Origin of the sequence: Bremerella volcania, assembly GCF_007748115.1 — a bacterium.
Taxonomy (GTDB): domain Bacteria; phylum Planctomycetota; class Planctomycetia; order Pirellulales; family Pirellulaceae; genus Bremerella; species Bremerella volcania.
Window position 1 is genome coordinate 1,577,058 of the sequence record NZ_CP036289.1, and the last position, 13,309, is coordinate 1,590,366.

At 58.8% G+C, this 13,309-nt stretch carries 10 protein-coding genes; 6 read left to right on the forward strand and 4 right to left on the reverse strand.

Features of this window, described 5'->3' with window-relative positions:
• Window positions 1–121: 121 nt before the first annotated feature.
• The 5 genes from Pan97_RS26220 to Pan97_RS06410 all read left to right on the forward strand — a co-directional run bounded on the left by Pan97_RS26220 (window position 122) and on the right by Pan97_RS06410 (window position 4,772).
• Window positions 122–265 carry a hypothetical protein gene (locus Pan97_RS26220; RefSeq protein ID WP_165698639.1) on the forward strand — a complete coding sequence of 48 codons (144 nt, stop codon included), beginning with the start codon at window positions 122–124 and terminating at the stop codon, window positions 263–265.
• Window positions 266–538: 273 nt separating this feature from the next.
• A complete protein-coding gene (locus tag Pan97_RS06395) occupies window positions 539–748 on the forward strand; it encodes a BON domain-containing protein (protein WP_144978183.1) in 210 nt (69 codons plus the stop codon).
• 292 nt (window positions 749–1,040) lie between these two features.
• Window positions 1,041–1,562 carry a thiol peroxidase gene (tpx, locus tag Pan97_RS06400; RefSeq protein ID WP_144971291.1) on the forward strand — a complete coding sequence of 174 codons (522 nt, stop codon included), beginning with the start codon at window positions 1,041–1,043 and terminating at the stop codon, window positions 1,560–1,562.
• Between the two features lie 92 nt (window positions 1,563–1,654).
• Window positions 1,655–3,151 carry a hypothetical protein gene (locus Pan97_RS06405; protein WP_144971292.1) on the forward strand — a complete coding sequence of 499 codons (1,497 nt, stop codon included), beginning with the start codon at window positions 1,655–1,657 and terminating at the stop codon, window positions 3,149–3,151.
• Window positions 3,152–3,362: 211 nt separating this feature from the next.
• A complete protein-coding gene (locus tag Pan97_RS06410) occupies window positions 3,363–4,772 on the forward strand; it encodes an undecaprenyl-phosphate glucose phosphotransferase (protein ID WP_144971293.1) in 1,410 nt (469 codons plus the stop codon).
• A gap of 155 nt (window positions 4,773–4,927) precedes the next feature.
• On the opposite strand, the gene Pan97_RS06415 is transcribed toward Pan97_RS06410, so the two are convergent.
• The gene (locus Pan97_RS06415; protein ID WP_165698640.1) at window positions 4,928–7,375 is read right to left on the reverse strand and encodes a PVC-type heme-binding CxxCH protein; all 2,448 of its coding nucleotides are present in this window, start codon (window positions 7,373–7,375) and stop codon (window positions 4,928–4,930) included.
• A gap of 165 nt (window positions 7,376–7,540) precedes the next feature.
• On the opposite strand from Pan97_RS06415, the gene Pan97_RS06420 reads away from it, so the two are divergent.
• Window positions 7,541–8,536 carry a ThuA domain-containing protein gene (locus Pan97_RS06420; protein ID WP_144971295.1) on the forward strand — a complete coding sequence of 332 codons (996 nt, stop codon included), beginning with the start codon at window positions 7,541–7,543 and terminating at the stop codon, window positions 8,534–8,536.
• Window positions 8,537–8,552: 16 nt separating this feature from the next.
• Here the strand turns inward: Pan97_RS06420 and Pan97_RS06425 are convergent, their stop codons facing one another.
• The 3 genes from Pan97_RS06425 to Pan97_RS06435 all read right to left on the reverse strand — a co-directional run bounded on the left by Pan97_RS06425 (window position 8,553) and on the right by Pan97_RS06435 (window position 13,234).
• Complete coding sequence (locus Pan97_RS06425) at window positions 8,553–10,139, reverse strand: GumC family protein (protein ID WP_144971296.1); 1,587 nt, start codon at window positions 10,137–10,139, stop codon at window positions 8,553–8,555.
• Between the two features lie 116 nt (window positions 10,140–10,255).
• On the reverse strand, window positions 10,256–11,383 hold the full coding sequence (gene solA, locus Pan97_RS06430) for an N-methyl-L-tryptophan oxidase (protein WP_144971297.1): 1,128 nt from the start codon (window positions 11,381–11,383) through the stop codon (window positions 10,256–10,258).
• Window positions 11,384–11,392: 9 nt separating this feature from the next.
• Window positions 11,393–13,234, reverse strand: coding sequence for a hypothetical protein (locus tag Pan97_RS06435; protein ID WP_144971298.1), 1,842 nt, complete (start codon window positions 13,232–13,234; stop codon window positions 11,393–11,395).
• Window positions 13,235–13,309: the final 75 nt, after the last annotated feature.

A 13,309-nucleotide genomic window follows, 5' to 3' on the forward strand; every position in this document is an offset into this window, starting at 1 on the left:
TCTTCGAAGTAGTGATTTGAACCAACAGTTACCAATATGAACCGTCAACCTTGGCTCGATTCCGTCTACATCCTCGCGTGGATGCTTCCACCGGTACTCAATGGCGTTTGTGGTATCGAACATGATCGGGCTAACCGGGATCTCAGGGCAGGTCGTCTTTTTCGGGATCGGGATTGTTTTCTTCATCCTCTGGTCGGCCATTGTTGACCTTGCGGCCTGGCTGTTTAAAACAGGCGGGCAGTCTCACGCCGAGAACGACCGTTAGCATCCTCGTTCAGGGGAGCGGTAAGGTTGGTTTTCAAAGCTAGTCCCCGCTTCGCCTCCTCACCCTAACCCTCTCCCCCGCAGGGGCGAGGGGACCAGAAAGGCGTCTGGCAAATCGTTACAACCCGGACAACCGGTAACGTTTCGGCTCGCGTGGCATCGCGGGCGGAAAATCCGTTGAGGTTTGCCTCAGGGAAACTCCGATAGCAGTGATAGCACTTCGAGCGAATTCCCCCGATCTCAGACCTTTCGTGAGGCACCCGTGATGCAAGAGATGACCGCGATTGCCAGCAATGTTCACCAGGCCCTTTCCACTAGCCCGCACTTTCCCGGCCGCCACGTTGAAGTGGAAGACAGCGAAGGTCGCGTGGTTTTAAAGGGTCGCGTGGGCAGCTACTTCCACAAGCAGATGGCCCAGGAAACCGTCCGCCGGTTGGACGGCGTCCATGAAGTCGAAAATCAACTGGAAGTCGATTGGCGTTGATTGGTCCGCACCCTTCGGACGAAGATCAACCGTCAACGATCCATTTCCATAAAGTGAAATGCCACCAGGTGAAAGCCCGGTGGCATTTTTCATTTTCGAACGATCCTTCTCGTCCTCTTCCTGAAAACTGAACACTTCCAACTGAAAACTCGCCGCCAATAGCGGCCTTTTCTTTTTCATCGCCTGCGGGAAGCTGGACGCCCTCTTTAATCCCCCTGGGCGGCGCGTCACAATGCGCCTTTGTTTGTGAAACCCACTTGCCATCGGCAACATTATTAGAAGAGGAAGTTCCATGAGCCGCCCCGCAGCGATTACGTTCAAAGGCAACCCGATGACCCTGGTCGGCGAAGAAGTGCAAGTTGGTCAGGACGCTCCTGACTTCAAGCTGCACGCGTTTGGCCCAGCCGGTTTGACGGCTATCACCGTAGCCGACGTCAAAGGGAAGCCTACCATCCTGAGCGTCGTCCCTTCGCTGGACACCGGCGTTTGCCAAACGCAGACCAAGAAGTTCAATGAAAAGTTGGGCGAACTTGGCGACAAGATCAACGCCCTGACGATTAGTCTGGACTTGCCGTTCGCCCAGAACCGTTTCTGCGGTGCCGAAGGAATCGAAAACATCAAGCAGTACAGCGACTACCAGGATCGCAGCTTCGGCAACAACTGGGGCATGCTGATCGACGAGTTGAAGTTGCTGGCCCGCGGCACGTTTGTTCTCGATAAGGACGGCAAGGTCGTCTATGCTGAAACTTGCAAGGAAGTGACCGAAGAACCTAACTATGACGCTGCCTTGGCCGCGTTGAATGCTGCCCTGTAAGTCAATCACTCGCCAGTCCCCTCACTCGCGTCGCGGGCGAGGGGACGCGGCGCGATCGGCGGGCTGGGCGAAACACTTCCGGATGTCACGCCATGAAATTTCTGCAAAAGCATTGGGGCAAACTGCTTGGGCTTGCCGGCGGCGTGGTCGCGCTGCTGATCGTCTTGGTGCTCGCGGCACCGACGCTTATCGGCTACGGCCCAGTGCGTAACTTTCTACTGAACCATCTGTTCAACGACAAAGAAGTTGCTGTCTCGGTCGATTCGGTTTCGGTAGGGTGGTTCCGCCCGACGGAAATCGAGAATCTTCGTGTTCAGCAAAACGAAGGGAAGTACAACGTCGGCGTTCCGCGGATCGCCAACGACGTGACCCTCTTTCAGCTGATCACCAAGCCGCGTCAACTCGGTAACCTGACGATCGAACAGCCGCTGATCGTCATTGAACTTCCCAGCGAACAGGCCGATCTGGTCACCGACGGTGCCGGGGATGCCCCTTCGTTGGATCGAGACAAAGTCGAATCGGCACTTCAGCGAACGATCGACGTGCGAGTCATCGACGCCACCGTGCAGGTCAAAAAACCAGGGTCGGAGCAGCCATGGGGTTTCGAGAACATTGGTTTCCTCGCCCAACTGCGTCCTGGTCGCAGCGACGAAGAAGGTCCTTCGATCCTCATTCCCCAAGCGACCCTGATGGATCGTCAGCAGATGACGCAGGAGATGTGCGACGACATGCTCAAGTTCGTTGCCCCGATCGTCACCGGCGTGACGCAGGTCGACGGTGAGATCTCGCTTTCCCTTTCCGATATCCGCGTTCCCCTGGCCGATCGACAAAGCTCGGTTGGCAAAGGGCAAATGGTCATTCACAAGGCCCGACTCACCGGGAAGACGCCGCTGGTGCAGAAGATTACCGAGTTCATCGGGCTCGGGCCGTCGGTCGAGGTCTTCTCCGACTGCACCATCAACTTCGAACTGGCCGACAAGCAGGTTTATCACGAAGGGCTTGACTTCGGCGTCGGCAACGTGCGTGTGCGGACACGCGGCTTCGTAGGGCTCGATAAGTCGCTCAACCTGATCGCGGAAGTTCCCATGCCGCTCGATCCGGTGGAAGAACTCAAGGATGGGGAGCTTCCGCGCCCGCTCCTTTCGGCGCTGCGAGGCAAGACGATTGAAATCCCGATCGTCGGTACGCTCGATAATCCGATCATCGACAAAGATCGCCTCGGTCAATCGCTGATGGCCACCGCCGAGTCGACGCTGCGCGACTTTCTGAACAGCGACGAGATCAAACTGAACTTCGAGGGGGAAGAAGGCGAAGTCAACGTTGACGGCATTCTCGATCTCGCAGGCTCGCTGCTGGAAAACGCCAACCGCGAAGGGGGAATGCTCGATCAGATGCGCGAGCGACGCGAGGCCAACCAACAGAAACGAAACGCGACCGACGAAGAAGATGCCCCGCGCGATGGCCTTTTCAAGCGGCTGCTAAAACGAGCCCAGGAAGCGGCCCAGGATTCCGATGCCCCGCCTGGCGATACCCCCGACCCAGCGGCACCAGAGGTTGAGATCAACCTAGGCGAAGCGGTCGATCTCTAAAACCTCCAGTCCCCTCTCCCTTGGGAAGGGAGAGGGGACTGGAGCCTGTCGCTGACCCTGATCTAGTTGGTGTAATCGTTACAACTGGAACGACGATCACACGAGATCATACCTCGCTGATCCGCTTTCTTTCCTCCGTTGAGGGGGCTGACCTATATTTGCCTGAATTCGAATCCCAGGGGCGCGTGCGCCCGGAAATCAGGCAATCGCCATGAGCAATCCACTTCGACAGATTCAGCACAAATCGACCCTCCTCGATGGGCTCTACCGCGTGGCGGATGCCGCGGCGATCATCGTGGGGATGATCCTGGCCGTCATGGGGGCTGGCGAAACTCCGGCCAGCGATCATCAACTGGCGGTAGCCGCTGCCTTGGCCATCTTTTACGTCGTCGCCGAATTTACCGGCGTGTACCGAAACTGGCGAGGCGTTTCCACCGAACGAGAAATCTGGTGTGGGGCGATGACCTGGGCCGTTTCGTTGGCGGTGCTCGTCCTGATCTCGACCGTCTTCCGCTACGATCATCCTTTCAATCGCTATACGCTCGTTTCGTGGTTCTTGATCACGCCGCTGCTGCTTACCGTATCGCGAATGATCATTCGCACGGTGCTTCGCTGGCTGCTGGCCAACGGGATGAACCAGCATGGCGTGGCGATCGTGGGCGTGAACGAACTAAGCATTCAACTTGCCCAGAACATTAAAGATACGCCTGACCTGGGCATGCGCGTGGCCGGTTTCTACGACGACCGACCCAGCGAACGCTTGCCGCGAATTCCCGACAGCCTGGGGGCGTGCGTGGGGAACTTGCACGAACTGGTCGAAGCCGCCAGGCGTGGCGACGTGCAGCGCATCTACATCACGTTCCCGATGCGGGCCGAATCACGGATTCGCAACGTACTGAATCATTTGGGGGACACGACCGCTTCGGTTTACATCGTGCCGGACTTCTTCGTGTTTGAGATATTGCACTCGCGGTGGTCCGACATTCGCGGCCTGCCGGTGGTTAGTGTCTACGAGAATCCATTGCTGGGTGTCGATGGCGTCTTGAAGCGGGTCAGCGACATCATCCTCGCTTCGCTCGCACTGTTGCTATTGGCGGTCCCGATGACGTTGGTCGCCTTGGCGGTAAAGCTGACGAGCAAGGGGCCGGTCTTCTTCCGTCAGCGGCGGTATGGCCTGGACGGGCAAGAGATCCTGGTCTGGAAGTTCCGCAGCATGACCGTTTGCGAAGATGGTCCCAACGTCAAACAGGCTCAGAAGAACGACAGTCGGCTGACGCCGATCGGCGGCTTTCTGCGTAAGTCATCGATCGACGAACTGCCGCAGTTGTTCAATGTGCTGACCGGGACGATGTCTCTGGTTGGGCCGCGCCCCCACGCTTCGGCACACAACGAACAATATCGCAAGCTGATCCATCACTACATGCTGCGTCACAAAGTGAAGCCTGGCATCACGGGTCTGGCCCAGGTCCGCGGCTGGCGAGGCGAAACGGATACCGTTGAAAAGATGGAACGACGCGTTCAATGCGACCACGAGTACATCCGCACCTGGAGCATCTGGCTCGACCTGCGGATTCTGTTCGAGACGGTCTGGGTCGTGCTCGGGCGAAAGAACGCGTACTAAGCGATATGATTGAAAGGAAAAGGCTTGCCCAAAAAACTCTTGTCCCCTCGCCCTTCCCAAGGGAGAGGGCTAGGGTGAGGGGTTGATGAAGCGGGTACCGGGGTCGCCCCCTCACCCTAACCCTCTCCCCCGAGGGGAGAGGGGACTTGAGAAAGCTACTTCGCGGTGCTGGTTTCCATCAGAAAACCAATCAGGTCGCGCATCTCTTCGGGCGAGAGAACCTGTTGAAATCCTTCCGGCATGATCGACTTCTCCGAGTCGCGTTCCTCTTCGATCGCCTCGGGGTCGAGTTCAAACCGCTTGCCGGCGGTGTCGATGAAGAGACGCTTTTCGTTGACGTTCGGATCGGTAATCGGGTATCCGATATGGAGTCGTCCATCGTCGGTCAGCAAGACTTTGGGGACATACATCGGCGCGATTTCCTGGCTCGGTTGCAGGATCGATTCCAAGAGCCGCTCGCGCGTCATACGCTGGCCGATGTAGGTGAGGTCGGGGCCGACGTCCGCGCCACTTCCGTCATAACGATGGCAGCGGATGCAGTAGCCGCCCTTCGAGGAAAGAAACATGCGGCGGCCTGCCTCGACGTCGGCTTCCCCTTCGATGGCAGCCAGCCATTGGTCCAGCTTCTGTGCTGGAATCGGATCGGCAACCGTCGCGGTGCGGAGCGTGCGTTTCGCTTCCTGGCGGACGATATCGTTGTCGTCGGCCGCCAGTTTCTGCAGCGTTTCCTGATGGACGTCCGCATGATCGGACAGGCCAACGATCGCCATCGCGCGGATTTGGGGATCACGCTGCGTGTTCAGGGCGATGTCGGTCGCCACCTTCTCTCCACGCTCGCCGCCGCGAAGGTAGAGCACCTGGATCGCCTGACGTGCCAAGTCGTTATCGGCGGCATGGGTCAGGGCCTCAAGCGTTTCGTCGGTGAGCTGTTTGCTACGCGGATCAATCAGTTTGAGGGCCAGCGTTCGTAGCGCGGCCGATTGGTTGTCGTCGCGAATGATGCCAGCCAGCGTCTGCTGTTCGAGGATTTCGTTCCGCCCGCCAACGCTGCCGGACTCGAGCCACGAGATGGTGCTGAGCAAAACGGGAAACTCGCGAACACTCGGCGTGTGCGATTGCAGCCGCTCTTGCAACTGCGGCAGGAAGTCTTTGGCCTGCGTGTCGGCGATCCACCGCATGGCATACATGCGGACGCGATCGTCGCGATCGTCAATCGCCGCGCGAAGCAGTGGCAGAGGCGTCTCTGTCTGCTTGGTGTCGTGCGACCAGCGGTACGCTTCGAGGATTCCCAGACGCTGTGCGCCGGTGGGAAGCTCTTGCCAGATTTCCAGCGGCATGTCGACCCCTTGCCGGGCAAAGCCATAGACGGCGGCTTGATGCAGGAAAGGATCATCGTATTCCAGTGCGGCCAGGGTCGGGGCCTTTCGCAGTTCTTTGGCTTCCTTTTCCGCGGTGGAAAGAGGTAACGCTTGGCTCGCAGCTGGCTGCTCTTTCCACGTCAAACGCCAGATGCGTCCCTGGCCATGCACCGGGTAGCTGCGGTCGACCCAGTCAGTGAAGTAGAGCGATCCGTCCGGAGCGATCGCGAAATCGACCGGGCGAAAGTTGTGATCTCCCTGCACGACCGTCTGGAACGTTGCCTGAACGCTGGCGCCATTGTTGCCAAGGCGAAACGTTTCGATGCGATGATCGCCCCAACTGGTTCCCCACAGTTCGCCGTGGTACCACGCGACGCCGCTGGGGGCTTCGCCGGTCGCGGCCACCATCGGCAGCGTGCCAGGCAGTTCGCCATTCCAGGCTTGCAGTGGATGGACGCCCGTTCGCCCGTATCGGAACTGATAGCCGTAGTCACCGCCTGGAACGATATGCAGAAGCCGACAAGGGGGACGGCTGTCGGGATCGTTATCGACCATGTACAAACGTCCGGCCGGGTCGAAGACCATCCCGAACGGATTCCATACGCCAGTCGCCATCAACTGCAGGTCGCTGCCGTCGAGATTGCAGCGGTAGATGGTGCCGCCTTCCCCTCCGCCGGAAAGCTTGGTGCCGTCGCTGCCGACCAATGCGTAGGGCTCGCCCAGATTTTCACCCAGCCCGAAATAAAGCAAGCCGTCTGGGCCAATCGTCAGGCCAGCCAGTCCGTTGTGTGGATAGCGTCCGGCCGTTTCCAGGTGGGCAATTTCATCGCGCTTGTCAGCGATATGGTCCCCGTTGGTGTCGCGCAGACGAAAGACTTCCATCCGCGTGGCGACATAGATCGAGCCGTCCTTCGCCGAGAGAATGCTCATGGTGGCCTCGGTTCCTTCGTAGAACGTGCTCCACGTGTCGAATTTCCCATCGCCATTGGTATCGGCAAAGCGGCGAATGCGATCCTTCGGCGGGCCTTGATAATCAGGCTTGCGATGATGCGTGTGCGATTCAATCACCAAGAGGGCACCACTGGAATCGAAGGTAATCCCGATCGGCGTGACGATGTCAGGCTGCTCGGCAATCAGTTCCAACTGAAGACGCGGATCGAGTACCTTCGGCATCTCGGCGCAAAGAATATCCACGGTTCCCAGTAATAAAATCAGACCCAGGGCAAGCGACCGTAATCGAGACATGGTGAAACCTTCAAGAGAAGCGTCGAGCAGGGGGGAGGGGAGTGGCATGGCGATAAATTCGTGGGAATTGATCGCGCGAGAGCGGTGAAATGTGGATCGATTTCGATTATAACCGAACTGATTCACGACTTCCCACCTCCCGATTCAACCCCTCAGGAATTCTCCATGAAACTGAATATTTTCTGGCTCGCGCTGGTTGCCCTGGTGACGCCCCTTTCAGTTGCTTCCGCCGACGACACCATGCTCACCTACTCAGGTGGCGATGGTCCCGGCAAAGGAAAGCACATCGTGCTGATCAGCGGTGATGAAGAGTATCGCTCGGAAGAAGCCTTGCCGATGCTGGCCGGTATCTTGTCGAAGCATCATGGTTTTGATTGCACGGTGCTCTTTTCGATCAACCCGGAAGATGGCACCGTTGATCCAAACAATCAGAAGAACATTCCCGGCATCGATAAACTGAAGTCGGCCGATTTGTGCATTATCATGACTCGCTTCCGTAACCTGCCGGACGAAGACATGCAGGTCATCGACGACTACCTGAAAGCGGGCAAGCCGATCATCGGGATTCGCACGGCGACCCATGCGTTCAACATTCCCAAGGATGCCAAGTTCCACTCGTACAGCTTCAACAACCAAGGGGGCTTCGGCAAGAATGTGCTGGGCGAAACCTGGGTGAGCCATCATGGCAAGCACAAGAGCGAGAGCACCCGCGGTGTGATCAACGCCGAGCAGAAGGACAACCCAATCCTGCGCGGCGTCGATGATGTCTGGGGACCGACCGACGTGTATGGGATCCGTAATCTGCCGGAAAAAGCAACCGTGCTGGTTTATGGCTCGGTGCTGGAAGGGATGAAGCCGGAGGACAAGCCGGTTGAAGGGAAGAAGAACGACCCGATGATGCCGATCGTCTGGACGATGCCTTACCAGCTGAAAGGTGGCAAACGCGGAACTTCGCTGTGCAGTACCTTCGGCAGCGCGATCGACTACGTCAACGAAGACGGTCGCCGGATTATCGTCAACGGCGTGTTCGACCTGTTGGGTTTGGATGACAAGATCACGCCTGATCTCGACGTCAGCATCGTGGGGGACTACGATCCGAGCTTCTACGGCTTCAACAGCTTCAAGAAGGGTTTGAAGCCGGCCGACTTCCAAGGAAAGTAGAAGCCAGGTCGTTACTCTACTGGCCGCGCCGATCTCCGGGCGCGGCCGTTCCGCGGCGGTCGTAACCGGCACGTCGGTCGACTTCCGGATAGGTTGCCGGCGGAGCTTGATCGGTCGCACGACGACCGCGGCCTGGGGCATCTGGATTGACCGGTGGTTCCGCCGCCCGCGGAACCGATCGGCGATCTCCAGCGGCCGGTGCCGCCGACGTATCGGTCGAGCGGCGTCCCCACAGACGATCGGTCCAGCGACGCCCTTGGCTGCCTGGCATGGGCGAAAGCAGCACCACGATGCCGATGCCCAGGATCATGCCACCCAATAGGCCGCTTCCCGCGATGACCGTCTTGCTTGGCCCTAGCGGATACTCGCCGGTGGTTGGCTGATCGATGCGGGTAATCAAGCTGGCCGTTTCCGAAGCACGCTTGTTGGCCTTGGCGTCGGACAGTTGTTCATGGGCGGTCCGCAGGACGAGCGTGCACTTATCGACGTCGGCCACCAGGTTAGCGTAGCCGGCGCGAATGGAGGCCAGCGAATCGAGCCGTTCCCGAACGTCGGCCTCTTGGTTGTTAATCGATTTCAGACGCGATCGTTGCAACTGCAAGTCGGCCTGGATACCGCGGACTGCAATCGCCAGTTCGCCGCGCAGCTTATGACGCACTTCATCTTCCGCCGCAACCGCGGACTGAACCTGCGGGTGCGACTTACTCATCTTGCCCATCAGCTGCGAGGTACGAAGCTGGGCATCGACCAGGCCATCCTTCAAACGGCGAAGTGATGGCTGGCTTTCGAGCAATTGGTTCGGAGTGGCGATCAGATTATCGGGATCGTTCTGGGCAGCTTCCAGAATCTTCAGCTGTTCATCCAGCTTGACCAGTTCGGCTTCGCCGTCGCGAATCTGCTGCTTGATCTTGTTCCAGGCATTGCGGAGGTTGCCGTCGCCTGAGTTGGCATCGTTCAGGCTGCGCAGCTCACCCAGGTCGCTTCCGACCTTGGTCTCCTGAGCTTTCAACGCTTCGGTAGCCCGGTCCAGTTCCTGCTGGGCTAGTAGCTCGGCGTTTTCCAGTTCGGCGATCACGCTGTCGGCGCGTCGGTTACGGATGTTCTTCAGGGCGATGTCCATTTGCTGGCAGAGCGTTGATGTCAGAAGGATGGCTCGCTCGCGATCATCGGCGTCAACCGAAAGGTGCAGCACTTCGGTCGTGCCAAACTCGGCTCCGTTGGGTGGACTGACCTTCACGTTCTTGCGCAGCGATTCGACGTCGGTCAGTGACGGCCACTCTCCTTGGACGCGGTTTCCCAGCGGTGGGCCAACCTGCTTGAGCGTGGCTTCCAGGACTGCTTGGTTGCGGGCCACTTCCACCACCATTTCCTGTGCCGCTTTCATCGTATCGATGCTGTCGAAACGCCCTTGGCCGCTCAACTGGCCGGCCGCTTCGTCACGCAAGAGGATCGACTGCGTGGCTTGCCACTGGTCCGGCTTCACCAGCGAATAGGTTGCCGCCAGAAGAAAACAGCCAACGGCCACCGGCACCCACAGCTTCCACTGTTTTTGAAGCAGGCTGGCATACTGTTGAACTTGTGGAGGTAGCTGAAGCTGGCTCATGGCGACTTCCGATTGGCGGATTGTAGCGGTTGTAGCGATTGTTCCATGCGCGTGCGCAGGTGCGCAGCGAAACGCGTATCCAACTCTAGGTTGCCGTTAAGCGTAGTCAGCGCGAATTAAGAGAATCGCCGGGGAGAAAGAAACTCGATCGGCGCGGAGGTTCGGCCGGTCGTAGCCAGGTCGCAGAGGATCTCCCCCAGGGCCGAAGCGAACTTGAAACCGTGCCCTGAAAGGCCAGCCGCAAAGTGCAGCCCTTCATGCTCAGGATGCGTGCCCACGAGAAAGTGTTGATCAGGCGTGACCGTATACATGCACGCCTCGTGGTGCACGAGGTTGTGCGAGAGCAGCGGAAGGTGACTTGACGTGAAGGTTTCGACTGCCCGGCGGTCGGCGGCGTCTTCCCTTTGGTTCTGCTGATCGGCCGACGCGATGGGCTCGCCTCCATCGTGCCGGGCCAGCTTCACCCCTTGGCTGTCGAGCTGGGGAAATCCGTAGTAGATCCCTTGCGGCGTTACGATCAGAAAGACCGGAAACGACGAAGCAGGCGTATAGGCGGGGGCATCGTTTTCGTACCAGTAAAGATGCTTCCGCAGAATGGTCATCGGCACGTTCAGGTCGGCCAGAAGCTGCTTGGCCCAGGCCCCGCCGCACAGAACCAATTGCTTCGCGTGAATCACCTCGGAATCGGTTCGCAGTTCGAAGGCTTCCCCTGTCCGCGACCACGATTGAACCGGCGAGTCGGTCTTGATCGTGGCCCCGTGCTGCTTCGCCTGGTCTAAGTAGGCGTTGATGCATTCGGCGACCAGCAAATAGCCTGCATCGTGCTCCAGGATGCCGACGCAGTCCGCGGGAGGAACTACACCGGGAAACTCGCTGGCGATGTCTTCATAACGAAACTGTTGGATCGCCAGTCGATGCTGCTGGGCACTGCGCAGCGTTCCGGCAATCACTTCGCCTGACTCGGGACCGATTTGCAGTACGCCGGTGGGGAAGTAGAGCTGCCGTCCGGTGGCTCGCTCCAGATCGTGCCAACCGCGATAGGCCCGACGCAGCAGGGGGACGTAGTCCGGATGTTCGAAGTAGGCCATGCGAATGACGCGCGTCTGGCCGTGCGAACTGCCCCGGGCATGCGGAGGCGAGTAGCGATCGAGACCGATCACGTCTGCGCCGGCCTGGGCCAGGTAAGCGGCCGCCGCGCTGCCGACGCCGCCGATACCTATTACCGCAACGTCGCACATGAGCATGGCGTCTTCCTACTTGATGCGGAACTCGATCGAGGACTGGCCGAACTTATCGGCGGCCGAATCACGAACCGTCAATTCTAGCCGATAGGTACCGCTGGGGATATTCTCAGGCATGTACAAGCGGTAAGGAACATAGAAGTCGCGACGACGCACGCGGCAACTGTCTTTGACTTCCGGAAACTGGCGAGCATCGATCCGGCGGCCTGACTGGTCGTAAATCTCGTAGTTGCTCTGCAGCGTGGTTTCAAACTTGCCGCCGTTGTCGCGGCTGGTGAAATTCTCGATCTCGACGTACAGCAACACTTCCTGCTTCGGTTGAAAGTCGTGCGAGGGGAACGGCTTGAATTGACCGAAGCTGTCGACGCTTTGAATGAATTCCAGGTTTCGCAGTTCCAACGGGCTGGCCGCTTCCAGGTGGGACATGGCCCGGCGGAACGATCCCAATGCCAGCGTGTGGCGACGATCGACCGGGATGTCCTCCACTTTCATGTAGTCGGCCAGGCCGAAGAGCGTGTTGCTCCAGACCTCTTGTTCTTCAGCGGTTAGGCCCTCGACTTTTTCCATCGCGTCCGCCTTGCGATTGGCAATCAGGTACAGCATCCGCAGACGCAACTGGGCGATGGTGCGCTCTTCGCCCGATGCCCGCGTATCGGTAGCGACGCGTTCCAGCTTCAGGATCGTGTCGTCGATCATCTTTTCCCAACTGCCGGAGTCGGTTTCCTCTTGGTTACGAGCAGCCCAATAGACGACCGTATTGCCCCGCCGCGTATCCGCGATCCAGCCGCGGTTCTTCAAGTCGAAGAGAATCGCGTGTAGTTCGTCGAGACTGAGGATGCTTGGGTCAGGCGAAGTTCGCGATTGCTCGGGAGCGAACTGCGCTTTGTATTCTTTGTAGAGCGCTTCTAATGAAATCTGGCTGCGTTGCCACAGAATCTGCATCGCGCGGTATTCGACGCGGGTAAGCTGGCTGACGGTTTCTTCTTCTTGGGTTTCTGGTGCCGCTTTCGGCTTGGGGCCGGCGGTCTTGTCAGGCAGATTTCTCGGGTCCCGTTTCATGTCGGCGATGGTGGCGGCCTGAACGTCTTCCGGATAGAGACCTTCCGAGTGGGCGTCCATCTCCGGCACGTAGGCTGCCAGCTGAACGCCCGTGTCGCGGCGGATTCTTTCCTCAGGAGGAGCGGTCGCCCGCGCGGCTGGCGAAGTCTTGCCGCGGTCGAGATCGATCGTGCGCGGGTAGCCTGCCGGATCGGCTTGTGCCAGGTGGGATGTATCCTGATGCATGTTGACCGATGGCAACCGCTTGGGCTGCTCGGCAGGGTCGCTTTCCGCGGAGACTTGCAGATGTTGCTCTACGAGCTTCGAGGCGTACTTGTCGATCAGGTCGGCTTCGCTGGCCGATTCTTTCTTGACGACCGCTTGTTGCTTAGGACCGAACACAGGTTCCAGCTTGGAAAGCAGTTCTTCCCATTGGGCGTCGCTGGCCGAGGCGAACTCGCTGAGGATCTGTTTCTTGTCGTCAGCCGGTAACGACAACGCTTCGACGCGTGCCACATAGGTGGTGGCTTGTGGTTCGGAACCAGCCGCTTGCTGCTCGGCGGCTGCCAACCTAGCCGCCAGCTTTTTGCCCAACGCCACGTCACTGCTTTCCGACTTGACCAACTCGTGCTGCTGAGGTTTCTCGGTTTCCGGCATGGTCGATTGCTTAGCCGCCGGTTTCGGCTGGGCCGTTTGCTGATTGAGGTACGAATTGAGTGAACTTGGCTCGCTCATCCCGCGATTCCAGCCGCTCATGCAGCCAGTCAGAAGGACGGTCAGGGAGACAACGCTAGGGAGGATAATCTTCGACATCATTCGCTCGTGCTTCCGTTGATGGCGCGCGCGGGCGCAAGCCTTCTTCCAAGAAACGGTCGGCGGATAGTAGGAAAA

Excerpts from the sequence above, each read along its gene's own strand:
- Pan97_RS26220 (WP_165698639.1), top strand. The coding sequence starts at position 122 with ATGATCGGGCTAACCGGGATCTCAGGGCAGGTCGTCTTTTTCGGGATC.
- Pan97_RS06395 (WP_144978183.1), top strand. The coding sequence starts at position 539 with ATGACCGCGATTGCCAGCAATGTTCACCAGGCCCTTTCCACTAGCCCG.
- tpx (WP_144971291.1), top strand. The coding sequence starts at position 1,041 with ATGAGCCGCCCCGCAGCGATTACGTTCAAAGGCAACCCGATGACCCTG.
- Pan97_RS06405 (WP_144971292.1), top strand. The coding sequence starts at position 1,655 with ATGAAATTTCTGCAAAAGCATTGGGGCAAACTGCTTGGGCTTGCCGGC.
- Pan97_RS06410 (WP_144971293.1), top strand. The coding sequence starts at position 3,363 with ATGAGCAATCCACTTCGACAGATTCAGCACAAATCGACCCTCCTCGAT.
- Pan97_RS06415 (WP_165698640.1), bottom strand. The coding sequence starts at position 7,375 with ATGTCTCGATTACGGTCGCTTGCCCTGGGTCTGATTTTATTACTGGGA.
- Pan97_RS06420 (WP_144971295.1), top strand. The coding sequence starts at position 7,541 with ATGAAACTGAATATTTTCTGGCTCGCGCTGGTTGCCCTGGTGACGCCC.
- Pan97_RS06425 (WP_144971296.1), bottom strand. The coding sequence starts at position 10,139 with ATGAGCCAGCTTCAGCTACCTCCACAAGTTCAACAGTATGCCAGCCTG.
- solA (WP_144971297.1), bottom strand. The coding sequence starts at position 11,383 with ATGCTCATGTGCGACGTTGCGGTAATAGGTATCGGCGGCGTCGGCAGC.
- Pan97_RS06435 (WP_144971298.1), bottom strand. The coding sequence starts at position 13,234 with ATGATGTCGAAGATTATCCTCCCTAGCGTTGTCTCCCTGACCGTCCTT.